This window comes from Rubricoccus marinus, assembly GCF_002257665.1.
GTDB lineage: Bacteria > Bacteroidota > Rhodothermia > Rhodothermales > Rubricoccaceae > Rubricoccus > Rubricoccus marinus.
In genome coordinates, this window is the sequence record NZ_MQWB01000001.1 from 2,642,370 (window position 1) to 2,665,879 (window position 23,510).

The window sequence follows — 23,510 nt, forward strand, 5'->3', positions numbered from 1 at the left end:
CCGGCTTCTGGCGTCCTGCGGCGAAGTGGGCTGCCCGCTCGTGCTGCCGCCGGGGACCCGGTTGAGCGTGCTCGTAGTGATGCCCGGCACGCCGCCAGAGGTGGAGGTCCGCCTAAGCGCCGAGCTCGGCGCGCTGGTGTGGCGCGAGGGCGAGGCGACAGCCTTCGAGGCTCGGCTCTCCGAGGCCGTGCAGGAGGCGATTCCCGACGCCGTGGTCCGCGCGTTCGTCGAGGGCACGGTGCCCACGGACGACCGGACGCTGCGGCCTCTGGCGTCGCTCGCGATCGCGGCGCCCGTCCCGCCGGCAACGCTTCCGCCGGGCGCGGCCCCGCTCGTGCGCCGCATCGGCGCGCCGCACGTGCCAGAGGCCGGGTTGGAAGGCCGGCACCTCGCGCTGTGGCCCAGCCACGGCTGGTACTACGAGAACAGCCTGGACCGCTGGGAGTGGCAGCGCGCCCGCGTGTTCACGACCGTCGAGGACCTCCTCCCCTTCGCGTTTATCCAGCGCCACCTCGCGCCGATGCTGGAGCGGGCCGGCGCGAACGTGCTCATACCACGCGAGCGCGATCCGCAGCCCAACCAGGCCATCGTGGACAACGACGGCCGCGCCGACGGCCGCTACGCCGAGCGCGGCCGCTGGCGCCGCGCCGGCGACGGCTTCGCGCACCGACCGCCCTATCGCGGCACGACGAACCCGTTCACGCTGGGCACGGCGCGCTCGGTCCAGGCCTCTGGCGAGGCCAACGCCGAAGCCGTCTGGGTGCCCGAAATCCCCGAGACAGGCGACTACGCCGTCTACGTTTCCTACAAGCAGGAGGACGGCAACGTCGAGGACGCGCGCTACGCCGTCCGCCACGCGGGCGGGACCACGCGCTTCGCCGTCAACCAGACGATGGGCGGCGGCACGTGGGTCTACCTCGGCACGTTCACCTTCGCCAGAGGCGCCGATGCCGGCGCCGCGAGCGTTGTCCTCACCAACGCCAGCGCAACGCCCGGCCGGACGGTCTCCGCGGACGCGGTCCGCTTTGGCGGCGGCATGGGCGAGGTGGAGCGCGGGGGCAGCACCTCCGGCCGGCCCCGCTGGGTAGAGGGCGCCCGCTACTACGAGCAGTTCGCCGGCTTCCCGGACTCCACGGTCTACGCCGTCTCCGGCGAGAACGACTACAAGGACGACTACCAGAGCCGCGGCGAGTGGGTCAACCACCTCCGAGGCGCGCCCTATGGCCCCACTGGCGACCGCGACGCCAGAGGCCTCGGCATCCCCGTCGACCTCTCGCTCGCGTTCCACACCGACGCCGGGCGCACGACCGACGGCAGCGTGATCGGCACGCTGCTGATCTACAACACGAAGGGTATGGACACGACCACGGTCTTCCCCGATGGCCGCTCGCGCCGCGCCAACCGACGCCTGGCCGAGCTCTCGCGCGAGGACATCGTGGACGACCTCCGCGCGAACTGGAAAACGGACTGGACCTTCCGCGACTACTGGAACCGGCCCTACTCCGAGGCCACGCGCCCCAACGTGCCCGCGCTCCTGCTAGAGCTCCTCTCGCACCACAACCCGACCGACATGCGGTACGCGCTGGACCCGCGCTTCCGCCACGACGCCTCTCGCGCGATCTACAAGTCCATCGGGCGCTTTCTCGCCGAGCAAAACGGCACCCGCTTCGTGCCGCAGCCTCTGGCGCCGACGCACCTCGTCGCCACGTTCTCCGGCGGCAACGTGGTCGTGAGCTGGATGCCGCAGGTGGACCCGTTGGAGCCTCTGGCGCGGCCCACCCAGTACGTCCTCTACCGGCGCGAGGACCGGCGCGACGGTGACGCCAGCGGCTGGGACGGGGGCACGCTCGTCAACGGTACGGATGTGACCATCGCGCCGCCCGCACGAGGGCGCGTCCTGAGCGTCCGCGTGGCGGCCGTCAACAGTGGCGGCGAGAGCGAGCCCAGCGAAGCACTGGCCGTCGGCATCGGACGCGACGACGCCGCGCCGATCCTCGTCGTGAACGGGTTCGACCGGACCGCCGCCCCGGCCTTCGTCTCCGAAGGCGACTGGATCGGCTTCGACCGAGACCTCGACGAGGGCGTCGCGGACGGCTTCGACGTGAACACCGTCGGCGATCAGTACGAGTTCGACACGACGGTCCCGTGGGTGGACGACGACCAGCCCGGCCACGGCGGCTCGGACGCCGACCTGGAAACGCTCGTCCTCGCGGGCAACACCCGCGATTTCGTGGCCGTGCACGGCCGCGCGCTCCTCGCCAGCGGCCGCTCCTTCGTGAGCGCCAGCGACGAGGCGGTCATGGACGGGCTCGTGCCTCTGGCGGCGTTCCCCGTCGTGGACCTCGTGATGGGCGAGGAGAAGACGACGCCCCACCCCGACTCCGGCCGCGCGCCGGACTTCGCCGTTTGGCCCGCCGCGCTCCGCGACGCGCTCACGACGTACGCCAGAGGCGGGGGCCGCATCTTCGCCTCTGGCGCCTACCTCGGCAGCGACGCCGCCGAGGACGCCGACGCCCAGGTCTTCCTCTCTGAGATCCTCGGCGTCCGCTGGCGGACCGGCTACGCGGCCGTGACCGGCGCCGTCGAAAGCGTGAGTCCGGCTCTGCTGCCTCTCGGCAGCGAACTCGCGTACAACGTCGACAACCGCCGCGACGTCTACCGCGTGGAGGCGCCCGACGGCCTGGTGCCCGCCGGTCCGCGCGGAACCGTCGCGCTGCGCTATTCGGAGAACTCGATCTCGGCGGGCGTGGTCGCTCCGGGCGCCGTCACGCTGGGCTTCCCCTTCGAGGCGATCCCGGACGCCGACGCGCGCCAGAGGCTGATGGCGGCGATTCTCCGCGCGCTGGAAAGCGGCGCCGGCCGCCCCGGAGCCGACCGGTAGGCCTCTGGCGCCAGAGTCTCACATCTCCCCCATGCGTACGAGTGCCTCTTTGATCTGGTGGATGCCCCAGACCAGAGCGATCAGCCCTAGCGGAGCCAGTGCACCCAGGGTCTCGAAGCGGGTTTCGTTCGCGAGCTCATCCTCCTCGTCCGGCGCGTCCAGAAGAGCCTGCCGGTTCCCAGCCCGTCCTCCCGAGTAGCGCTCAGACTCCCAGATTAGATGGAGGAGGCGGACCGATATGTACACGACCGGTACCCCGACGGCACTCAAGCCAAGGCCGAACTGAAGAACGGGGTGCATGGAACATGGGACGCTCGTCTCGAAAGGTAGTAGCCCGCAACGCACTCACTATCTGCGCCGGCCTCTGGCGCCAGAGGCCCGGTTAGGACCTCGCCCGGTTTGGACCTCTGGCGCCGCCGGATGCGGGCGCCGCCTCCAGCGGCGCGTCTAGAAGTGATGCGTCCAGGAGCGAGTTGGCAGAAGTCTGACCCTCCTGGTCGACCTGCGCGGGCGAGGTGTCCGTGAGGTGCTGCGCGATGCGGTCGGCGAGAGACTCCGTCTCCCCGATCATGCGCTTCCGGCGCGAGCGGACGTACCCCGTGAGCCAGGAGCCGCCTCCGATCACGCCGAGAGCGGTCACCAGCACGACGGCCGCGATCCCCGCCGCGTCGCCCATCCCGAGGACTTCGGCGACGAACGCGCCGAGCAGCATCGCGACGGGAAACGAGAACACCGCGGCGATCGCGTGCGCGATCACGCGCTCGTTGTCCGTCCCCGCATCCTCTTTCTGAACGCGGAGCAGCGTCCGGTCCTCCCGAGGACTGAGCGTGACGGTCGTCCGCACGCCAGAGGCCGCGCTGTGCGTCCACTCTTCCGCCTCACCAAACGAAGAGGTCTCCTTTTCCCACCACGACGAACTGGTCCCGAACTCGCGCCGCAGCGAGGCCACGGTGTCCTCCCACGCGCCCTGCGCCATCGGCCCCTCTATCCAGCGCTCCGCGACCGCGATCCGCGACGACGCCCGCACGCCTCTGGCGTCGACCTCCGCCGCGGCGGCGCGCACCGAGGCGACGTCCAGGCCCGCCTCTCGCGCCGCGTGCTCCACCTCCGCCAGGGTCAGTCCGGCAACGGGCTCCCGCGAGTGCGCGGCCTGCTCGCGCTCGGCCGCGCGCGCAAAGATGGCCGCGACTTCGGCTTCGGAATACGTGCGGTCAGGCATCGGGAGCGGTGAGGTGGGAGCGGCGGCAGAGTACGCCCTCACGCACCCCTGGGATGCGCCTGCGCCTCTGGCGGCCGCACCTAGAGCCGCTTCTCGAAACGGTGGAACACGCGCGAGACGTGCGCCCCGGCGTAGTGCGCGTAAAAGCCGACCGGCGCCACCCACGGGATCGTGGCCGAAGCCAGCCCCTGCGCCGCGAGGTCGCGCAGGCAGCGCCGGCAGAGGACGCCCCCGATGCCCAGCCCGCGCGCCTCTGGCGCCGTGCCCATCGGCCCAAACCAGCCCGTGCCGACGTTGTTGGCGTCGTACCCCGAGAAGCCGAGCAGCGCGTCGCCGCGCCACGCGAGGTGGAGCGAGACCGGACGTTGGTCGAACGTGCCCGCGATCTCCGGCTTCCACGCGGGCCAGTGCACGTCCAGAAACGCCATCACCGCGCCCCGCTCGTCCTCTCGGGCGCGGCGGACCTCCACGCCAGAGGCCAGCAGCGCGGCCTCCTTTTCGGCCGTGTTCCAGCTCTCCGCGCCTAGGTCCACGTGCATGTTGACCGCCTCGCCGACCGACTCGTAGCCGTGCTTTTGCACGAACAGCCATCCCGGCGTGTACCGCAGGTCGATCCCAGGGATCAGGTAGTTGGGCGAGCACTCGGCGACGCGGACCGTCTCGGCGCCACGCGCCTTAAGCCCGGCCTCCACCGCTTCCAGAAGCCGCCCGCCGATGCCCTCGCGCCGGGCCTCTGGCACCACGCAGATCATCTTGACCGTCCCACGCGTCTCGTTCGGCGCCCCCCACAGTGCCCCCAGCGCAAAGCCGAGGAGGAGACTGGGGACCGGGGACTGGGGACTGGCAAGACCGCCACCAGAGGCTTCCAACTCGGAACCCGGAACTCGGAACCCGGAACCTCCCTCGACAACGAGCGCCGGCCCTGCATTGGGCTCCCCCCACACCTTTTCGCGCAAGAGGCCGGGCGTGAGCAGGTCGTAGGGCGCGCTCCGGTTCCAGAGCGCGAGCAGCGCCGGGGCGTCGGACTCGCGGAGCGGACGAAGGGTCATCGGCCGCTGGCGCCAGAGGCGGCGGCATCGCAACCGAACACGTTCTCCCCTACAGCGTCATTCCCGCGCAGGCGGGAATCCAGCGTACCGGAGGATCTCTCAAGCTGGCCGCCGGAGCAGAGGACGCGCGCCAGAGACGGTTCCACTCTCGCACGCCTCTCCCTGCTAGCTCGTGCCTTGCACAAGCCTCTGGCGCTCATCACCCTGGATTCCCGCGTACGCGGGAATGACAGCGTAGACAAGACAGGTCCCAGCAGGGAGAGACGAGAACAGACGAGAGACCGCACCATCGCGCCAGAGGCTAGGCCACGGCGGGCTCGGGCTCCTTCTTGCCGAACGTCGGGTCGATCTTGATCCGCGCGGCGACGAGGAAGCTCGGGATGGTCGCGATAAGGACCCAGGTAAAGAAGTTCTGGTAGCCGATGAGGTCCTCGAGCCAGCCGGAGAACATGCCCGGGATCATCATGCCGAGCGCCATAAAGCCCGTCGCGATGGCGTAGTGCGCCGTCTTGCTGGTGCCTCTGGCGATGTAGATCAGCACCATCAGGAAGGCCGCGAAGCCGAAGCCGTAGCCGAACTGCTCCAGCGCGATGGCGAGGTTGACCCAGAGCAGGCTTTCGGGCCGCGCGATGGCGAGCACGAGGTAGACCGCGTTGGGCACGTTGATCGCCGCCACCATGGGCCAGAGCCACTTGCCGATGCCGTCGCGCGAGATCAGCCACCCGCCGAGGATGCCGCCGACCGTGAGGCACGCCACGCCGACGGTCCCGTAGGTGAGCCCGACCTGCCCGGTCGTGAGCGCGAGGCCGCCGGCCTCCACGGGGTCCACGAGGAACGGGATGACGAGCTTGACCACCTGCCCCTCGGCAAAGCGGTAGAGCAGCACAAACGCCACGGCGATGCCGATCTCCGGCTTCTCGAAAAATGTCGTGATGGCGTTCGCCAGAGGCGAGCCCGAGAACGGGAGCGCGCGGAACATGCGGCCCCACGGCCCGGTCGTGCGCGGCGCCACGATGCCGGCGATCATCATCGGGACGATGAGGATGGCGAGCAGGATCACGAACAGCGCGAGGAAGACGAGGTACTGCCCCACGCCAGAGGCGCCGCCCGCGCCTACGGCGCTGGGCACGTCGGCCGCCGGACGTGGGAGCGCGAAGAAGTGCCACGCCGTCAGCGCGAGAAAGACGCCCGCGATGGCGAAAAAGGTGATGGACCACGCGAGCGGGATGTTGCCACTCGTGGCGCGGAAGGTGGCGGCGGTCGGCTCGTCCAGGTTCTTGTCGAGCTGCACGACCGCCGCAAACGGCCGGTCCCAGTTCTCGGACGTGAACACGAACCGCTCGCCCTCGATCAACTTCAGGCTCTCGTCGCCGTCGCTGTGCGTGAGCGTGACCGCGACCTCCTCGCCCTCTGGCGGCGGCCCCGAGAGCCGGAACGGCACGATGCCGACGTTGCCGGCGGTCGCTGAGACCTCGGCCGGGTCCTCGCCAAAGGCCGCCGAGATGCCGCGGCCCAGCGGGCCGGAGACGTAGCGCCCCCACAGAGAGGGCTCCTCCTCGGCCTCTGGCGCGCCGACTTCTGTCTCCCCTTCCGGCCCTTCGGCCGCGATGGCGTCGGTCGCGTCCGCAGCCGCGATCCCGCCCAGGCTATCGGACGGCGCCAGGCCGCCCGCACCGAGCGAGTCAGCGGTGGCGAGCGACGAATCCGCCAGCGGCCGGGCCTCTGGCGCGAGGGGCTGCACGTCGCCGCCGTAGAAGCCGTTGGCCTCGTTCTGCGCCTTCGCGGCGTCGATGAGCGCCGTGACCTCCTCGGCGGAGCGCGTCGCCAGAGGCACCTCGGGCGTCTCGGCGCCGAGGAGAACCGTGAGGTCCTCGCGCGCGGCGCCGGCGGGAGCCGTGAGTTCGGTCGCGCCCGACGGGAGCGCGTCCAGCCCAATGAGATCGGTACCGGCGGTGGCCGCGATGGCCGAAACCTGGACGGTCACGGGCTCCAGGCCGGTCGAGGCTTCCAGGCTGCCCGCGAGCAGCGGCACGAGCCCCTGGACGCCGAAGATGGCCGCGCGGTACGCCGTGCTTCGCCAGCCGACCCACCACGCCTGATCGCCTTCGTCGAGCGCGAGCATGTAGAACCCGTCCGCCGAGATGTCGTGCGTGGCCGATGAGAACGCCAGAAGCCAGAAAAACGCCATCGTGCCCTGCACGAAGCCCGACGCGGGGATCATCAGCGCCACGCCCGCCAGCCCGCCGCCGATGAGCACCTGCATCGCAAGGATCCAGAGCCGCTTCGTCTTGATCATCTCGACGAGCGGGCTCCAGAACGGCTTGATCACCCACGGCAGGTAGAGCCAGCTCGTGAACAGCGCGATCTCCGTGTTGCTCAGCCCCAGCCGCTTGAACAGCAGGACCGAGAGCACGGCCACCACCATGTACGGCACGCCCTCAGCGAAGTACAGCGAGGGCACCCACGCCAGAGGCGGACGCCGCTTCCCGTCGACGGGTGCGGTGGGGTCGCCAGAGGCGAGGGGCGCAGCGGGAGGGGTCGAAGCGTCAGCCATGTGCAGGGGTGGAGGGGCGCGGGGATGCTACGACAGCCGACCCTCGGCGGCGCGGCGTAACTCCGCCGCACGTTGCCAAGCGGCCTCTGGCGCGAGTGGCTACGGGCTACAGCCCCGTCTCTGACGGACTGCCGGGCGCCGCGGGCCGTGTGGGGGCGCCGTCGCCAGAGGCCTCGGTCGGTCCCATGCCAGCGCGGAGCAGCGCGGCGTCGGGGACCGTGGAGGGCGCGTCGCGGCGAGCGTGGTAGGTGGGCGAGAGGATCTCGACGCCGGCCTCGGCAAAGGCGTCCTGGATGCGGCGGTGCATCTCGGAGTAGAGCCGCGCCATGCGCGTCACCTCGTGGGTGTAGGCGTTGAGTTCGTAGGCGACCGAGAAGTCACCCAGCGAGGTCTGGAGCACGAAGGGTGCCGGGTCTGAGAGGAGTCCGTCCGTGCCTCTGGCGGCACCGAGAAGGAGGTCGTGGACCTGAGGCCACGGCACGTCGTAGCCGATGGTGATCGAGGTATGGAGAATGACGCCCTCTCCCTCGCGGCTCATGCGGGAGTAGTTGACGATGTGGTTGCCCAGAACGCTCGCATTGGGAACGGCCACGTCCTCGTTCTTGGGCGTGCGGATGCGCGTGACGAGAAACGTCTTCTCCACCACGTCGCCAAACGTGTCCCCCACTTTGACGCGGTCTCCGATGCGGAAGGCGCGGGTGTAGGTGAGGACGACGCCCGCGACGACGTTCGCGATGGCCGTCGAGGAGCCCAGCGAAAAGAGGATGCCCAGAAAGACCGTCAGCCCCTGGAACACCTTGCTCTCCGCGATGGGCGTGTACGGGTAGATGAGCATGATGGACAGGATCACCAGCAGGAACTTGGCAATCTTGCGTGTCGGCTCGGCCAACTCGTCGTGGAAGCCCGTCACGTGCGCCTCGCCGCTCTCCACCTGCCGGAACAGGTAGTCCGAGACGCCGATCACCCACCGCATGACCACGACGATGACCGCGATGGCGAGCACGTTCGGCGCGCCTTCGATGATGAGCGCGCCGAGCTGCCGGAGCGGCGAGAGCGCGTACTGCAGGAGTTGCTCGCTCCACTCCTGTGTCCACGGAAAGAGCCCGAAAACCGTCGTGAGCAGGAAGTAGAGCAGCACCAGCAGCACGCTCAGCCGCGCCACCTTGGCCACGGAGCGCCCGAACTGCGAGACCTGGTTGCGCCCGATCACCTCGACGGAGCCGATCCGGATGGGCCGCACGAGGTAGCCTCTTGCGACCGCCGTGCGCCGGTCCAGCCACGCGTAGACGTAGCCCAGCCCCCGCAAGAGGAGCAGGAACACCGCCAGAAGCCCCAGCGAGATCAGCGCGCTCCGGACGAACCCGCGGACGGTCGCCTGCTCGCGGTATTGCACCACGGCGCGCTCGATCTCCTCGGCGTAGGCCGCCGCCACCTCCTGGCGCGTCATGCCGCGCCCCGCCGCGTCCTCGTCCGTAACCGACATCAGGATGAGCTCCCCGATCTCGATAACCGTCAGCTCGTTTCCGTCCACGACGCGCATCGTCGTCGGGTCGAGGTCCCGGTTGCGCGCGAAGGACTCCAGCCGCAGCGAGAGCCGTTCGGCGCGGGCCTCTGGCGTGAAGTCCCCCAGCGAGCCCCAGATGCGAAACAGCTCGCTCCCGAACAACGTGACCGGAACGCTCTCCGCCACGATCGACGACGAGAGAACGGTTGTCGTATCGCCTAACGAGGCGACGGCGGCGGAGTCGAGGTCCGTGCGGGCCGAGTCCGAGAGGACGAGGACGAGCGTATCGCCCTGCACGAACCGGGCGCCCGCGAGCGTGTCCGCAATCACCGTGCTGTCGGCACTCGCGAGCGAGTCCGCGGCCTGGCCTCTGGCGCCAGAGGCGGCGAGCAGGAGGGCCAGGAGCAGACCGAACCGCGGGAAACCGCGTGCGAGCACGGACGAGAGGCAGAGCGGCATGGACGCGGCGCCGGAAGACAGAGGAGCAATATCCGGCCCCGCGCAGATCGGCGGCGGCCTGGAGCGCCAGAGGCTTACAGGCTGAGCGTGCGCGCCTCGCCCTCGTTTCCAGCGCGGTCTACGGCGGAGACGACGACCGTTTCAGGCATCGCGCCCGAGGCGTCCGCGCGCAGCGTGTGCGTCAGGCGCCAGCCGGGCAGCAGGACCGTTGTCCAGTCGGCGCCGCGCTTTTCGTGGATCACCCAGCGGCGGACGGGCTCGCCCGCGGCGGTCATCCGCAGCCACTGCGCGCCGTTCGAGGACTCCACGCGAACGCCCGGCACCTCTGGCGCCTCGTCATCGAGCCACGGCGAGGCGGGGACGAGAGCGGGCTCGGCCCAGGGGCCTCTGGCGAGGCGGTCGCCGAGGTCGCCGTGCTCGGGCATGAGCGCCTTCATGGAGAAGTGGATGGTGCCATCGGCGACGCGGTTGGACTCCACGAGATCGATCTGATCGAGGATCTCCTTGGCCTTCCACGTGCCCACGCCCGGGAGTAAGCGGCTGTCGTAGAGGCCCGGCCACAGGTGACGGTCGGCGGTGTTCTGCTCCGCCCACCAGCCGAGCAGCGCGGGGAAGCTCTGGCCGCGGCTGTCGATGCTCCAGTAGAGCTGCGGCGCGAGGTAGTCCAGCCAGCCTTCCTGCTGCCACTTCCGCGCGTCGGCGTAGATCTCGGCGTACTGGTCGAAGCCGGTCACGCTCGCGGGGTTGCCGGGCCGCCAGATGCCGAACGGGCTGATGCCCACCTTGACGTGACGCTTGGCGGCCTTGACCTCGCGGTATAGCCGGTCCACGAAGGTGTCCACGTTGTTGCGGCGCCAGTCGTCGCGGGAGCGCGTCTCGCCAGAGGCCTGGGCGCGGGCGTAGGACTCGGCGTCGGGGAACTGCACGCGGCGGCCGTCCGCGTTCTCGGGGTACGGGTAGAAGTAGTCGTCCAGGTGCACGCCGTCGATGTCGTAGCGGTTGACGACGTCGAGGATGACGGCCAGCGAATGGTCGGTCGCCTCCGGCTCGCCGGGGTCGATCCACTGGTAGCGGCCGTAGGAGCGCACCAGGTCAGGCCTCTGGCGCGAGATGTGGGTCGGGTGCTGCGGGCGGTTCTGCGTCGGGTGGCTCGCGCGATAGGGGTTGAACCACGCGTGGAGCTCCATCCCGCGCTGGTGCGCGAGGTCGATGGCGGTCTGCAGCGGGTCCCACATCGGCGAGGGCGCGCGGCCCTGCTCGCCGGTGAGGTACTCGCTCCACGGCTCCAGGTCGGAGGGGTAGAGCGCGTCCGCCATCGGGCGCACCTGGAAGATGATGGCGTTCATGCCGATGGCCTGCGCGCGGTCCATGATGGCGCGGAGCTCGCGCTTCTGCTCCATCACCGGCAGGTCGCGCCGCGAGGGCCAGTCGATGTTGTCGACAGTGGCGATCCACGCCGCGCGGAAGTCGCGCGCCACCTCGGGCACGTCTGCGGGAGCGGGCGTCCCGGCCTCTGGCGCCAGAGGCTGAGCCCCGGCGGAAGCGCCGAGCGTAAACAGGAGGGCGAGAAAGGAGAGGCGGAACGTCATGTCGGTGTAGAAGCGGACCGGAGGCTACGGACGCGAACGCCCCACGCGCTAGGCTCGGTGTGGCGAATCGGAAGGAACCGGACCGCGAGCAGGCCTCGCCACGCGCCTCGCCGATGTTGACGCGGACCCGCAGCGCCAGAGGCGGGTTTGCACCGCGCCCTTCTCCCCCGCCATGTCTGTTCCCACCGAAGTCACGCCGCTCGGCGTCGGCGGCGCCATCCCCGCTCGCGGGCGCCACCTCTCGGGCCTCACGCTCCGCCGCGAAGGCCGCATGGTGCTCTTCGACTGCGGCGAGGGCACCCAGCTCCAACTGCTCCGCGCCGGGCTCCTCGGCGACCGGCTAGAGGCCGTGTTCGTCACGCACCTCCACGGCGATCACCTCTTCGGCCTTCCCGGCCTCATCAGCACGCTCGGATTGCAGGACCGAGAGAAGCCTCTGGCGATCGTCGGCCCCGAGGGCATCCGGGACTTTCTGGGCGCCGTGCCCGGCATCACCTTTGGTGAAGGCCCGTACCGGCTGGACATCACCGAACTGCCCGAGGATACCCAGCACGAGGTCGTCTACCAGACCGACGCGTTCCGCGTGGAGGCGCGGCCTCTGGCGCACCGCGTGCCCTGCTTCGGCTACCGCTACGAGGAGACCGCCCGCGCCGGCCGCTTCGACGCCGATGCCGCCCGAGCCGCTGGCGTCACGCCCGGCCCCGATTTCAAGACCCTCGCCAGAGGCGGGACCGTCCTCGTAGACGGCCGCGAGGTCACGCCAGAGGCCATCGTCGGCCCCGAGCGGCCCGGCACGGCCGTCGCCTACTGCCTGGACACGGCGCCGTGCGACGGCGGCCGCGCGCTCGCCTCTGGCGCCGGTCTCCTCATCCACGACGCCACGTTTGGTGACGGCGAGGCGGCGCGCGCGGGCGAGACCGGTCACTCCACCGCCCGCCAGGCCGCCGAGGTGGCCCGCGACGCGGGCGCCAGAGGCTTGCTCCTCACGCACTTCTCGGCGCGGTACTCGGAGACGCAGCCGCTGGTCGCGCAGGCGCGTGAGGTGTTCGAGTCCGCCGCCGCCGCCGAGGAGCTTGTTTCTGTCCGAGTCTTTCCGTTGGAGGCATAGGCCTGTAGTGTCGCGAGCGGCACACCAGATGATGTCCTTCGCCCATCCAGGGCGTACCAATGCGCTTTCCGCGCTGGCCTCTGGCGAAAACGGCGTGCGTGGGAGCGCCGACGCACGGGCGGGCGTAGCCTCTGGCGAATGGCCGAACCGAAGACCCGCCTCCCTGTCGACCGCACGCTGATCCGCAAGCTCGGCGCGGTGCTGTGGCCCTACCGCTGGTGGGTGGGGCTGGCGCTCATCCTCACGTTTGGGGCCGCGTTTCTGGGGCCGCTGCGGCCACGGCTGATCCAGGTCGCGATCGACGGATACATCACCGAGGGCGACGCGCCGGGCTTGTTCCGGATCGTGGGCTGGCTGGCGCTGATCCTGGCGGGCGAGGGTCTGTTCGCGTTTACGCGCGGCTACCTCACGCAGTGGATCGGGCAGAAAACGCTGTACGACCTGCGCGTCCGCGTTTTTCGGCACATCGAGCGCCAGAGGCTGGGCTTTTTCGACAAGACGCCCATTGGCACGCTGATCACGCGCGCCACGAGCGATGTGGAGGCGCTGGGCGACTTCCTCTCGAACGCGCTCGTGACGGTGTTGGGCGATCTCGCGCGGCTCGTGTTCATCATGGCGTTCATGTTGTCGCTGAACGTCGAGTTGGGCCTCGTCGCGCTGCTCTCGCTGCCGGTGATGATCTTTGCGACGGAGTTCTTTCGGCGCAAAATGCGCGTGGCGTTCCGCGAAACGCGCAAACAGGTGGCGCGTCTCAACGCGTTCGTACAAGAGCACGTGAGCGGCATGAGCGTGGTCCAGATCTTCGGCCGCGAGCCTGAAGAGCAGCGCCGTTTCGAGGCCATCAACGCCGACCACCGCGACGCGCACATCAAGACGATCTGGTGGTTCGCGCTGTTTTACCCCGTCGTAGACCTCATCGCGAGCGCGGCGCTGGGACTCGTGCTGTGGTACGGCGGAACGGAGGCCATGCGCGAGGCGCTGACCGTCGGCACGTTGATCGCGTTTATCCAGTACGTGCGGATGTTCTTCGAGCCCGTCCGCAACCTATCGGACCAGCTCACCACGCTCCAAAGCGCCCTCGCGGCGTCCGAGCGCATTTTCGGACTGCTGGACGACGACCAGTCCGTCGAGGAGTCCGAGACGCCCACACACCTCCCCGGCGGCCGCGCCAGGGGCCGCATCACATTCGAGGACGTGTGGTTCGCGTATGAACGCCTTCCGGCTGAGGAGGGCGAGAGTAAAGAGGGAGCCGATGCCTCCCTCAACGGAGCCTCTGGCGCCAGAGGCGTCGCCACCCAATCCCCAGATTGGAACTGGGTGCTCAAGGGCGTCTCCTTCGACGCCGAGCCCGGCTCCACGCTCGCACTCGTCGGGCACACCGGCTCGGGCAAGACGACAGTCCTCTCGCTCCTCTTGCGGTTCTACGAGCCGCAGCGTGGCCGCATCCTCGTGGACGGCATCGACGTGCGCGAACTGCCTCTGGCGGAGTTGCGGCGGCAGGTCGGCCTCGTGCTCCAAGACGTGTTCCTCTTCTCCGGCACGATCGCGGAGAACATCACGCTTGGCGACCCCGACGTGCCACGACAGAGGCTCCGCGAGGCGGCGGCGGCTGTCGGCGCGGACCACTTTATCGAGCGGCTGCCTCTGGCGTACGACCAGGAAGTCGGCGAGCGTGGCGCGAGCCTCTCGCTGGGGCAACGGCAGCTTCTCGCGTTCGTGCGCTCGCTCGTGTACAATCCCGCCGTGCTCGTGCTGGACGAGGCGACATCAAGCGTGGACACGGAGACCGAAGAGGCCGTGCAGAGCGCGCTGGACACGCTCATGGACGGCCGCACCGCCGTCGCCGTCGCGCACCGGCTCTCCACCGTGCAGCACGCCGATCAGATCCTCGTGCTCCATCGCGGCGAGGTCCGCGAGCGCGGCACGCACCAGACGCTTCTGGCGCAAGGCGGGCTCTACCGGCGGCTCTACGAGTTGCAGTACGCCGAGCAGGAGGCGGCGTAGAAAGCGGCGGGTTACCGGCGAACACGGGCCTCTGGCGCCAGAGGCCCGCCCTTCTACCAGCGATTGCTGCTCCCTAGTGGCCTGCTTTACGCCTCGACGACCTCGCCAGAGGCGGAGCCCTCGGCGGGCGCAGCGTGGTACTCCGTCTCGGTCTGCGTGTCCTCGATCACGTCCTGCTCGGCGAGCCACCTCTCCGCGTCGATCGCGGCCATACAGCCGGTTCCGGCGGCCGTGACGGCCTGGCGGTACACGTGGTCCTGGGCGTCGCCGCACACGAACACGCCGGGGACCTCGGTGTAGGTGGAGTCTGGCTTGGTCTGGATGTAGCCCGCCTCGTCCATTTCCAGCATGCCCTTGAACAGGTCCGTGTTGGGCTTATGGCCGATCGCGACGAAGAAGCCCGTCACGGGGAGCTCGCGCGTCTCGCCAGAGGCGGTGTCCTGGAGCACAGCGCCCGTTACGGCGTTCTCGCCCAGAATGTCGATCACGACGGTGTTCCAGTGGACCGTCACCTTCGGGTTGTTCAGCACGCGGTCCTGCATGATCTGGCTCGCGCGGAACTCGTCGCGGCGGTGGATCACGTGGACCTCGCTCGCGAAGCGCGTCAGGAAAAGCGCCTCCTCCATCGCCGTGTCTCCACCGCCGACGATGGCGATGGCCTCGTTGCGGAAGAACGCGCCGTCGCACGTCGCGCAGGCACTCACGCCGCGGCCGAGCAGGCGCTTCTCGTTTTCTAGCCCGAGGTACTTCGCGCTCGCACCTGTCGCCACGATGATCGCATCCGCCAGAAGCGGCGTCTCCTCATCGACCACCAAGCGGTGCGGGACGAGCGCGGCCTCTCCGTCGCCAGAGGCGGCGTCCGAGCGAGCGTCGGAGAGCTGATCTGCCCCGCCGCGCGCCTCTGGCGCGAGGTCGACGTGCGTCACGGACCCATAGCGGAGCTCGGCGCCAAAGCGCGTGGCCTGCTTCTCGAAGTCCTGCATCATCTCTGGGCCCATGATGCCGTCCGGGTAGCCAGGGAAGTTCTCCACGTCGGTCGTCGTGGTGAGCTGCCCGCCCGGCTCCAGGCCCTGGAGCACGAGCGGCGCGAGGTTGGCGCGAGCGGCGTACAGCGCAGCCGTGAGGCCCGCCGGCCCACTGCCGAGGATGACGACGGCGTGGCGCTCGGCGGCACTCCAGTCGAGGCCTTCAGGGAACGGGGTGGATACGGGTGCTGCAGACATGTCAGATCGGAAAACGGGGGGCTCAGAATACGCGCGAGGGCGCCGGGTGACGGCGCCCTCGCGGAGACTCGGGGTCTAGAGTGCGGCCTCTGGCGCCAGAGGCGCTGGGCCGCAACGCCGGCGGCTAGGCTGCCTGGCCAACGAGGCTGTCGAGCTTGTCGGCGAGGGTCTTCTTCGGCACGACGCCAACCATCTGGTCGACGGGCTTGCCGTCCTTGAAGAACAGCAGGCTCGGGATGGAGCGGATGCTGAACTGCTGGGCCACGAGCGGGTTGTTGTCGACGTCCAGCTTGACCACCTTGGCGCGGCCGTCATACTCGGTCGCGAGCTCTTCGATGGTCGGCGCGATGGTCCGGCACGGGCCGCACCACGTCGCCCAGAAGTCCACGAGGACGGGCTGGTCGCTATTGAGAACGTCGGATTCGAAGGTGGCGTCGGTGACTGCGTGGGCCATGGTCTGGGGTAGTCAGTGGTACAAGTGGGCGTAAGACGACGGGGAGGCGCTCCTGAGTTCCGAGGAGGCGGTGAAGCTACCGCGCAGCACCTAGCGCGGCCCACCCACACGCTTGGCCGCGGGGCACTTATGACCGGGAGCAGAAGCGCCGATACCTCCCCGCGACGATGAACGCTCTCCCCTCCTCACCCGCCCGCGTCTCTCCGATGCGTCGTTCCATCAGCGCCTTGCTGGGGCTCTTGTTCGCGTGGCCTGCCCTCGCGCAAGAGGCCCCCGCCCCCTCCGGCTCCCCCTGGGACGCGCCCGCGCTGTCCATGGAGGAGGCCCTCACCGACGCGGACGACAACGGCATCCCGGACAAGCTGGGGACCGAGATGGTCGTGTCTGGCCGCGTGTCCGCAGGGACCGGCCTGATCCGCTCCGACCGGACGGAGATCTACTTCCAGAGCAGCAGCGGCGGTATGAGGCTCATCCTCCCACCCGACGCGCCACAGGTGCTCACCGGTGACAGCCTCTCGGCCTCTGGCGTGCTCACCTTCGAGGCCGGGATGGCGCAGATGATCGCCCCCGCGTTCCGCGTCGCCAACGTTCCGGGAATGGAGCCGGAGCACGTGGACCTCGGCGAACTCAGCGAGCCGCTCAAGGCCTACGAGGGGCGGCTCGTCGAGATCGAAGGCGACGTGGTGCAGGTCGAGACCGTCGAGAACGGCCAGATGCTGGCGCTCCTGAGCGGCAAGACGCTGGTGCAGGTCTTCGCCTACGAGCGCCGCTCCGGAGAGCCCATCGACCTGACCCGGTTTGAAGTCGGCCAGAAAGTCCGCGTGCGTGGCATCGCGTCCCAGTTCGACAGCCAGCCCCCGTACTCCGGCGGCTACGTCCTCCACCCGCGCGCCTCTGGCGACATCCGTACCGCCGGCATCCCGCCGTCCGTCCTGATCTGGGGCATCGCCGGCACGCTCGGGCTTCTGGCGCTCGCGCTCGTGGGCATGCACTTTATGCGCCGCGAAGTGCGCCGCCGCGCCACGCTCCTGCGCGAGTCCGAAACGCGCTACGCCTACCTCTTCGACGCCGCTGGCGACGTCGTTCTCGTGTTCGAGATGGACGAGAGCAGCGAGGTCGTCGAGGCCAACAAGGCCGCGCAGATGGCCTTCGGCCTGGACGAAGAGGGCCGCAAGGGGCCCCGCTCTATCGGCCTGCTGGACATCGCCGCCGACCAGGACTCCACCGCGCGTCACATCTCCAGCGCCCGCCGCCTGGGCCACGCCCTGGACGTGATGGAGCTCGTCACGCTGACGGGCCCGATGCCCTACGAAGTCAGCACGCGGCGCCTCGCGCTTCCCACCGGAGACCTCTTCGTCTCCGTTGCGCGCGACGTGGCCGCACGCCGCGCCTACGAGCTTGGCCTGCTGGAAGCGATGCAGGAGGCAGAGAACGCCCGCGAGGAGGCCGAACAGGCCGCGAGCCTCAAGAGCGCCATTCTGGCCAACATGAGCCACGAGATCCGGACGCCGCTGACCGCCATCATCGGCTTTGCCGACGTGCTGGCAGAGGAAGTGCCGCCCGAGCTCCGCGAGCACGCCGAAACGATCCAGGCCGGCGGCGCCCGCCTGCTCGAAACGCTGAACTCCGTGCTCGACCTCGCGCGGCTCGACTCGGAAAACCACGAGCTCAACCCCGAGCCGCTCGACGCCGTTGCGGCCGTGCGGCAGTCCGCGGGACTCCTGGCGCCTCTGGCGCACCAGAAGGGCCTCGCGCTCCACCTCGAAGCCGACACGCCGAGCGTGCACATCCGGCAGTCCGCCAGCGGCCTGGACCGGATCGTGACCAACCTCGTCGGAAACGCCATCAAGTTCACTGAAAAGGGAGAGGTCCGCGTCTCGGTCCACTCGGCCGACACGTACTTCGCCATCCGCGTGCGCGACACGGGCGTCGGCATCGAGGACTCGTTCCTCGAAGACCTCTTCGAGCCCTTTAAGCAGGAGTCGCAAGGCCACGCGCGGAGCCACGAGGGCACCGGCCTGGGCCTCGCCATCACCAAGCGGTTGGCCGAGCGCATGGGCGGGGAAATCCGCGTCTGGAGCCGCAAAAGCCAGGGCAGCCTTTTCGAGGTCTCGATCCCGCGTCTGGCCCCCGGCGTCAACGGCAACACGATCGCGCAGGCCGACCCGTACGCGCCAGAGGCCTCTGGCGACGGCATGCCCGCCGCCTGGCCCACACAACCGGTGTAACCATGCGTCTGGCCTTTTGCCTCGCGCTGCTCCTCGGTGCGTTCCTGCCTACGGCCGCGCACGCGCAGACGGTCGTCCCGCAAGAGGCGCTCCCGGGCATCCTCGTGGATGCGGACGGGGACCGCGCGCCGGACCGCATCGGCGAGACCGTGCGCATCGCGGGCCGCGCCGTGCTGGACGCCGGCGCGCTGGGCGACCCGGGCACGACCGCGCTCGCCTCTGGCGGCCGCGGCATCTGGATCCGCTCCGCTACCGCCGGCTCTGTCAAGGCCGGCGACAGCCTGCACGTGGAGGGCACCCTGGGCATCAACCACGGTATCGCCACGCTCGACCGTGCGGCGGTAGAGATCGTGGAGGCCTCACGGGCGCACCCGCGGATCAACCCCGTGATCACCGGCGACCTCGAAGCGTACGAGAGCCGCCTTGTCCGCGTGGAAGGCAACGTCACGAGCGTCAGCACGACGGCCAACGGCGGGCAGGCGATGATGCTCACGCTGACGGACAACACCCTGGTCACGGTGTTCGCCTACGGCAGCCACCCGGAAGGCCTGGACTTCGACGCGTACGACGTCGGGGACCGGCTGATCGTGACGGGCTTGGCGGGGCAGTACGACAACGCGCCACCCTACAACGACGCGTACCAGATCTACCCTCGCACGGTGGAGGACATCGCCAGAGGCGACGCGACCTCGCGGATGTACCAGTGGCTGGCCGCTGGCGCCATCCTGCTCCTCCTCGGCGCGATCGCCTGGGCGACCGTTCTACGCAAGGAGGTCAACAACCGCGTGGCCGACCTGCGCCGCTCGGAGTCCTACCACCGCGCCCTCGTGCGGAGCGCCTCCGACGCCGTGTTCGTGTACAACCTCGAAGGCCAGGGCTTCGAGGTGAACCCGGCCGCGCGCGCCGCCTTCGGGCTCGGCCCGTCGGACGCCATCCCCTCGCTTCTGGACGTGGTGGACCCGGACCACCGCGACCGCGCCCAAGCGCACTTGGACGCGCTTCGAGATAAGGGCTCGGACCGCTGCGACCTCGCGCTCCGCGCCAGAGGCACAGAACGCGACGCCTCTGGCGTGGCACGGATCTACGAGTTCGAGTCACACGTGCTGGACGTCGGCTCCGAGCAGCGCGTGCTCTCGCTCGCGCGGGACGTGGGGGCCCGCCGCGCCTACGAGGCCGAGTTGCTGCAGGCTCGCCGCGAGGCGGAGGAGATGGTGCGCCTCAAGAGCGCGTTCCTCGCCAGCATGAGCCACGAGATCCGCACGCCGCTGACGGCCGTGATCGGCTTCGCCGAAATCCTGCATGACGAGGTGGGCCCCGAGCAAAAGGATCTCGCCGAGATCATCGAGCAAGGCGGCCGCCGGTTGCTTCGCACGCTGAACTCCGTCCTGGACCTCGCGCGGTTGGATTCCGGCGCCGAGGACCTCACGCCTCGGCCGATGGACCTCGTGGAGCACATCCGAGAGTCCGTGCTCCTCGTTCGCTCCCTCGCCGAGCAGAAAGGGCTGAACCTGACATTCTCCAGCCCCGTCGAGAGCCTCCCCGCGATGGCCGACGCAGGCGCGCTGGATCGCATCGTGACCAACCTTGTGGGGAACGCGGTCAAGTTCACCGAGAGCGGCGAGATCCGCGTGGCGCTGGACACCTCTGGCGAGGACGCCATCCTCACCATCTCGGACTCCGGGATCGGCATCGACAAGGCGTTCCTTCCGGACCTCTTCAGCGAGTTCCGCCAGGAGTCCGAAGGCCACGGCCGCAGCCACGAGGGCACCGGCCTCGGCCTCGCCATCACCGACCGCCTCGTGACGATGATGAACGGCACGATCCAGGTCGAGAGTGAGAAGGGCGTCGGCACGACGTTCACGATCTGCCTCCCGCGCGTCCCCGCGGATTACGCCTCTGGCGACGGCGCGTTCACGCCAGAGGCGGCCCGTCTCATGGACGGCCTCCGGGTCTGAGCTAGCGGGGGCGCTCCCCTCTTTCTCAGCAAGGGCAGCGAGAGCCGCAATCACGCACGCCCCAGGCCTCGCCCTCTCGTTCGACCGAGTGCGGAGGTCCGGGGCGTACGTCACATTATTCCCAGCCTGCAGTGCCCAAGCGGTACGCCAGAGGCTCCGTGCGAGGGGAGGCCAGAGAGAAGCGACCTAGCGGTCCCACCAGATCCTACCCGTAAGGGATGACGCGGGGATGTTGCTCCCGTTGCGCGTGTACTCCGTGTCCGGGTAATCCAGGCGGCGGATGAACTCGGGGAGGTCGCTGTTCGCCGGCAGGGTGAACCCCGCGTACTGGTAGTCAAACCGGCGGGCGTCCACCCACGCTTCAGGATTGAGGAACATGATCTTGTACTTCTCGCGGACGATGTCTTCCCGGGAGAGCGCGCCGGCCCCGACGCCAACGGAGGTGTCCGAGATGTAGGCCTCCGCGTCGTCTGAGCTGACGCCCAGCTTCGCCATGTGAGAACGAATAGCCTCCAGATAGGCCTCGTAGGCACGGCCGGACTGCCCTCCACGGAGTGCGGCCTCCGCCTCGATCATCTTCAACTCCGAGTAGGTACCCAGCCACTCAATGACGAACGCGGGCTGCGCTTTCTCCACGTCGTGCAACAACCCCTGAAGCCTCTGGCGCGGCGGGACTCCTATGCCACGGCCTATCAGGCCTCTCCGCCAGCTATAGCCAAAGAGACCCGTAGACGATCTGACTCCCGTCCCGCCATCTGCGCTCAGCGAGAACGCAGATGGTAAAGCGCCTCTGGCGCCAGAGGCCTTTGCCTACGCCACGACCGGCTCGCCCATCGCGTCCGGGATCGCGTTCGTGTACGGGTGCGCGAGGTCGGAGACCGCCTCGTCCACAACGGTTGCGCCGCCAGAGGCGATCACGAGACGGTCGCCGCCCGTGGTGCCCAACCGCGTGGCTTGCGCGCCGTGCTGGGTCGCGAGCGCGGTGACCGCGTCGACGGCCTCTGGCGCGACCGCGAGCACGATGCGGCTCTGCGCCTCGCCGAAGAGGACGGCGTCTAGGCGGGCGCCAGAGGCCTCTGGCGTCTCAACGGATGCGCCGGTCTCGCCGTGGATGCAGCCCTCGGCGAGGCAGACTGCGAGGCCGCCGTCGCTCACGTCGTGCGCCGCCAGGACGTGTCCGGCGCGGATCGCGGCGAGCGTCGCAGCGTGGACCGTCTTCTCTTCCTCCAGATCGAGGTGCGGCGCGTCGCCAGAGGCGAGGCCGTGGAGGTGCATGAGGTACTCGCTGGCCTCGATGCCGCCGGTGTGCGCCCAGGAAGCGGGCGAGACGAGGAGCAGCACGGCGCCAGAGGGGAACGCGGCGGTCGTGGTGTCGGCCTCCACGTCTTCCACGAGCCCGACCATACCGATGGTGGGCGTGGGGTAGATCGCGCCGTCCGGGTTCTCGTTGTAGAAGCTCACGTTGCCGCCCGTCACGGGCGTCTCGAACGCGCGGCACGCGTCGCCCATGCCGCCGACGGCTTCGGAGAACTGCCAGTAGACCTCGGGCTTGTACGGGTTGCCGAAGTTGAGGCAGTTGGTCACCGCCAGAGGCTCGCCGCCCGCGCAGACGACGTTGCGCGCGGCCTCGGCGACGGCGATCTGTCCGCCCCGGCGCGGGTTGAGGTACACGTAGCGGCCGTTGCAGTCGGTCTTGGCCGCGAGGCCGCGCTCGCCGCCTCTGGCGCCGGTCGTGCCCTTGAGGCGGATCACGGCCGCGTCGGTCGGACCAGGGCCCGCGACGGTGTTGGTGCGGACGTGGGTGTCGTACTGCTCAAACACCCAGCGCTTGCTCGCGATCGTCGGGCTGCCCATGAGCGCCTTGAGCGCGTCGCCAGAGGCCGGCGCCTGCCCCGGACCCCGATCCGGGGGCGTCAGGTCGTCAATAGTGGCGGGGTCGAAGGCCTGGGTCGTGTCGAGGTAGGCTGGGCGCGTGCGCTCGCGATGGTAGACGGGCGCGCCGCCGCCGAGGACGAGGCTGGGCGCGGGCACGTCGGCCACGAGGTCGTCGTGCCAGAAAATGCGGACGCGGTCGCCCTCGGTGATGACGCCGATCTGGACGGCGTGCAGGTCCCACTTGTCGAAGACGGCTTCGATCTCGTGCTCGCGGCCCTTTTCCACCACGACGAGCATCCGCTCCTGGCTCTCGCTCAGCAAGATCTCGTAGGGCGTCATGCCCGTCTCGCGCTGCGGGGTCTTGTCGAGTTGGATCGTCATGCCGACGCCGCCCTTCTCGCTCATCTCGCACGAGGAGCACGTGATGCCCGCCGCACCCATGTCCTGCATGCCCACGACCGCACCGGTCTTGATGGCGTCCAGCGTGGCCTCCAGCAGGAGCTTCTCGGTGAACGGGTCACCGACCTGCACGCTCGGGCGCTTGGCCTCGCTCTCTTCGCTGATCTCCTCGCTCGCGAACGTCGCGCCGTGGATGCCGTCGCGGCCCGTCGCCGAGCCCACGATGTAGACCGGGTTGCCGACGCCAGAGGCCGTCGCGCTGACCGTCTCCCCCACCTTCACCATGCCGATGCTCATCGCGTTGACGAGCGGGTTGCCCTCGTAGGCCGGGTCGAAGACGACCTCGCCGCCGACGGTCGGCACGCCGAAGGAGTTGCCGTAGCCGCCGATCCCGCGCACGACGCCGTCCACCAAGAAGCGGACGCGGGGGTTGTCCAGGCTGCCGAAGCGCAGGCTGTTGAGGCTTGCGATCGGCCGGGCACCCATTGTAAAGATGTCGCGCTGGATGCCGCCCACGCCGGTCGCGGCGCCCTGGTAGGGCTCGACGGCGCTCGGGTGGTTGTGGCTCTCGATCTTGAACGCCACCGCCCAGCCATCGCCGATGTCGACCAGTCCGGCGTTCTCGTCGCCAGCGGCCGCGAGGAGCTTTTCGCCGTCGCGCGGGAGCGTCTTGAGCAGCGCGATGGAGTTCTTGTACGAGCAGTGCTCGCTCCACATGACCGAGTAGATGCCGAGCTCGGTCAGCGTCGGCGTGCGGCCGAGGTAGTCGAGCACCATCTGGTACTCCTCTGGCGTCAGGCCGTGATCCTTTACGACCTCTGGCGTGATCTCGGGGTCCTCGGGGCGGGGCTGCGGGACGGCGTCGGGCGTGGGCATCGGGCGTGCGGAGGGGCTCGGGAGGCGCGAGCCCCAAGCTACCGGAGCCTCTGGCGCCAGAGGCGTGAATCAGCGCAGCAACACGAGGCTCGGCGCGCGGCGCCAGAGGCCTCTGGCGGTATCGTGTGGGCGG

The 23,510-nt window shown here is 69.6% G+C and carries 15 protein-coding genes; 5 read left to right on the plus strand and 10 right to left on the minus strand.

Going from position 1 to position 23,510, the window contains the following annotated elements; all coding sequences use genetic code 11:
• Positions 1 to 2,881 (plus strand): golvesin C-terminal-like domain-containing protein (locus tag BSZ36_RS11205; protein ID WP_179271152.1); only part of this gene is annotated, 2,881 nt, incomplete at its 5' end.
• Between the two features lie 18 nt (positions 2,882 to 2,899).
• Here the strand turns inward: BSZ36_RS11205 and BSZ36_RS11210 are convergent.
• The 6 genes from BSZ36_RS11210 to BSZ36_RS11235 all read right to left on the minus strand — a co-directional run bounded on the left by BSZ36_RS11210 (position 2,900) and on the right by BSZ36_RS11235 (position 11,255).
• A complete protein-coding gene (locus tag BSZ36_RS11210) occupies positions 2,900 to 3,181 on the minus strand; it encodes a hypothetical protein (RefSeq protein WP_094548954.1) in 282 nt (93 codons plus the stop codon).
• Positions 3,182 to 3,263: 82 nt separating this feature from the next.
• Positions 3,264 to 4,100, minus strand: a complete 837-nt coding sequence (locus BSZ36_RS11215) for a hypothetical protein (protein ID WP_094548956.1) — start codon at positions 4,098 to 4,100, stop codon at positions 3,264 to 3,266.
• 80 nt (positions 4,101 to 4,180) lie between these two features.
• The gene (locus BSZ36_RS11220; RefSeq protein WP_094548958.1) at positions 4,181 to 5,149 is read right to left on the minus strand and encodes a GNAT family N-acetyltransferase; all 969 of its coding nucleotides are present in this window, start codon (positions 5,147 to 5,149) and stop codon (positions 4,181 to 4,183) included.
• Between the two features lie 301 nt (positions 5,150 to 5,450).
• Positions 5,451 to 7,703 carry an MFS transporter gene (locus BSZ36_RS19720; protein WP_094548961.1) on the minus strand — a complete coding sequence of 751 codons (2,253 nt, stop codon included), beginning with the start codon at positions 7,701 to 7,703 and terminating at the stop codon, positions 5,451 to 5,453.
• Positions 7,704 to 7,809: 106 nt separating this feature from the next.
• Positions 7,810 to 9,666, minus strand: coding sequence for a mechanosensitive ion channel family protein (locus tag BSZ36_RS11230; protein ID WP_094548963.1), 1,857 nt, complete (start codon positions 9,664 to 9,666; stop codon positions 7,810 to 7,812).
• A gap of 74 nt (positions 9,667 to 9,740) precedes the next feature.
• Positions 9,741 to 11,255, minus strand: coding sequence for a glycoside hydrolase family 10-like protein (locus tag BSZ36_RS11235; RefSeq protein ID WP_094548965.1), 1,515 nt, complete (start codon positions 11,253 to 11,255; stop codon positions 9,741 to 9,743).
• Between the two features lie 172 nt (positions 11,256 to 11,427).
• Between BSZ36_RS11235 and rnz the strand changes: the two genes are divergently transcribed.
• Positions 11,428 to 12,363, plus strand: a complete 936-nt coding sequence (rnz, locus tag BSZ36_RS11240; protein WP_094548967.1) for a ribonuclease Z — start codon at positions 11,428 to 11,430, stop codon at positions 12,361 to 12,363.
• A gap of 138 nt (positions 12,364 to 12,501) precedes the next feature.
• On the plus strand, positions 12,502 to 14,367 hold the full coding sequence (locus tag BSZ36_RS11245) for an ABC transporter ATP-binding protein (protein ID WP_094548969.1): 1,866 nt from the start codon (positions 12,502 to 12,504) through the stop codon (positions 14,365 to 14,367).
• An 86-nt stretch (positions 14,368 to 14,453) separates the two neighbouring features.
• Here BSZ36_RS11245 and trxB read toward each other — a convergent pair whose 3' ends face one another.
• Together trxB and trxA are read right to left on the minus strand one after the other, a co-directional pair.
• On the minus strand, positions 14,454 to 15,590 hold the full coding sequence (trxB, locus tag BSZ36_RS11250; protein ID WP_094548971.1) for a thioredoxin-disulfide reductase: 1,137 nt from the start codon (positions 15,588 to 15,590) through the stop codon (positions 14,454 to 14,456).
• A 124-nt stretch (positions 15,591 to 15,714) separates the two neighbouring features.
• On the minus strand, positions 15,715 to 16,044 hold the full coding sequence (gene trxA, locus BSZ36_RS11255) for a thioredoxin (protein WP_094548973.1): 330 nt from the start codon (positions 16,042 to 16,044) through the stop codon (positions 15,715 to 15,717).
• A 206-nt stretch (positions 16,045 to 16,250) separates the two neighbouring features.
• On the opposite strand from trxA, the gene BSZ36_RS11260 reads away from it, so the two are divergent.
• Both BSZ36_RS11260 and BSZ36_RS11265 read left to right on the plus strand, forming a co-directional pair.
• A complete protein-coding gene (locus tag BSZ36_RS11260) occupies positions 16,251 to 18,272 on the plus strand; it encodes a sensor histidine kinase (protein WP_179271153.1) in 2,022 nt (673 codons plus the stop codon).
• A 2-nt stretch (positions 18,273 to 18,274) separates the two neighbouring features.
• On the plus strand, positions 18,275 to 20,227 hold the full coding sequence (locus tag BSZ36_RS11265) for a sensor histidine kinase (protein WP_094548977.1): 1,953 nt from the start codon (positions 18,275 to 18,277) through the stop codon (positions 20,225 to 20,227).
• A gap of 186 nt (positions 20,228 to 20,413) precedes the next feature.
• Here BSZ36_RS11265 and BSZ36_RS11270 read toward each other — a convergent pair whose 3' ends face one another.
• Positions 20,414 to 20,875, minus strand: a complete 462-nt coding sequence (locus BSZ36_RS11270) for a SusD/RagB family nutrient-binding outer membrane lipoprotein (RefSeq protein ID WP_143536865.1) — start codon at positions 20,873 to 20,875, stop codon at positions 20,414 to 20,416.
• Positions 20,876 to 21,037: 162 nt separating this feature from the next.
• Positions 21,038 to 23,377, minus strand: coding sequence for a phosphoribosylformylglycinamidine synthase subunit PurL (gene purL, locus BSZ36_RS11275; RefSeq protein ID WP_094548981.1), 2,340 nt, complete (start codon positions 23,375 to 23,377; stop codon positions 21,038 to 21,040).
• Between the last annotated feature and the right edge of the window lie 133 nt (positions 23,378 to 23,510).

Coding starts and splice junctions, on each gene's coding strand:
- purL (WP_094548981.1), bottom strand. CDS start 23,377: ATGCCCACGCCCGACGCCGTCCCGCAGCCCCGCCCCGAGGACCCCGAG.
- rnz (WP_094548967.1), top strand. CDS start 11,428: ATGTCTGTTCCCACCGAAGTCACGCCGCTCGGCGTCGGCGGCGCCATC.
- BSZ36_RS11220 (WP_094548958.1), bottom strand. CDS start 5,149: ATGACCCTTCGTCCGCTCCGCGAGTCCGACGCCCCGGCGCTGCTCGCG.
- trxB (WP_094548971.1), bottom strand. CDS start 15,590: ATGTCTGCAGCACCCGTATCCACCCCGTTCCCTGAAGGCCTCGACTGG.
- trxA (WP_094548973.1), bottom strand. CDS start 16,044: ATGGCCCACGCAGTCACCGACGCCACCTTCGAATCCGACGTTCTCAAT.
- BSZ36_RS11230 (WP_094548963.1), bottom strand. CDS start 9,666: ATGCCGCTCTGCCTCTCGTCCGTGCTCGCACGCGGTTTCCCGCGGTTC.
- BSZ36_RS11265 (WP_094548977.1), top strand. CDS start 18,275: ATGCGTCTGGCCTTTTGCCTCGCGCTGCTCCTCGGTGCGTTCCTGCCT.
- BSZ36_RS11245 (WP_094548969.1), top strand. CDS start 12,502: ATGGCCGAACCGAAGACCCGCCTCCCTGTCGACCGCACGCTGATCCGC.
- BSZ36_RS11210 (WP_094548954.1), bottom strand. CDS start 3,181: ATGCACCCCGTTCTTCAGTTCGGCCTTGGCTTGAGTGCCGTCGGGGTA.
- BSZ36_RS19720 (WP_094548961.1), bottom strand. CDS start 7,703: ATGGCTGACGCTTCGACCCCTCCCGCTGCGCCCCTCGCCTCTGGCGAC.
- BSZ36_RS11235 (WP_094548965.1), bottom strand. CDS start 11,255: ATGACGTTCCGCCTCTCCTTTCTCGCCCTCCTGTTTACGCTCGGCGCT.
- BSZ36_RS11260 (WP_179271153.1), top strand. CDS start 16,251: ATGCGTCGTTCCATCAGCGCCTTGCTGGGGCTCTTGTTCGCGTGGCCT.
- BSZ36_RS11215 (WP_094548956.1), bottom strand. CDS start 4,100: ATGCCTGACCGCACGTATTCCGAAGCCGAAGTCGCGGCCATCTTTGCG.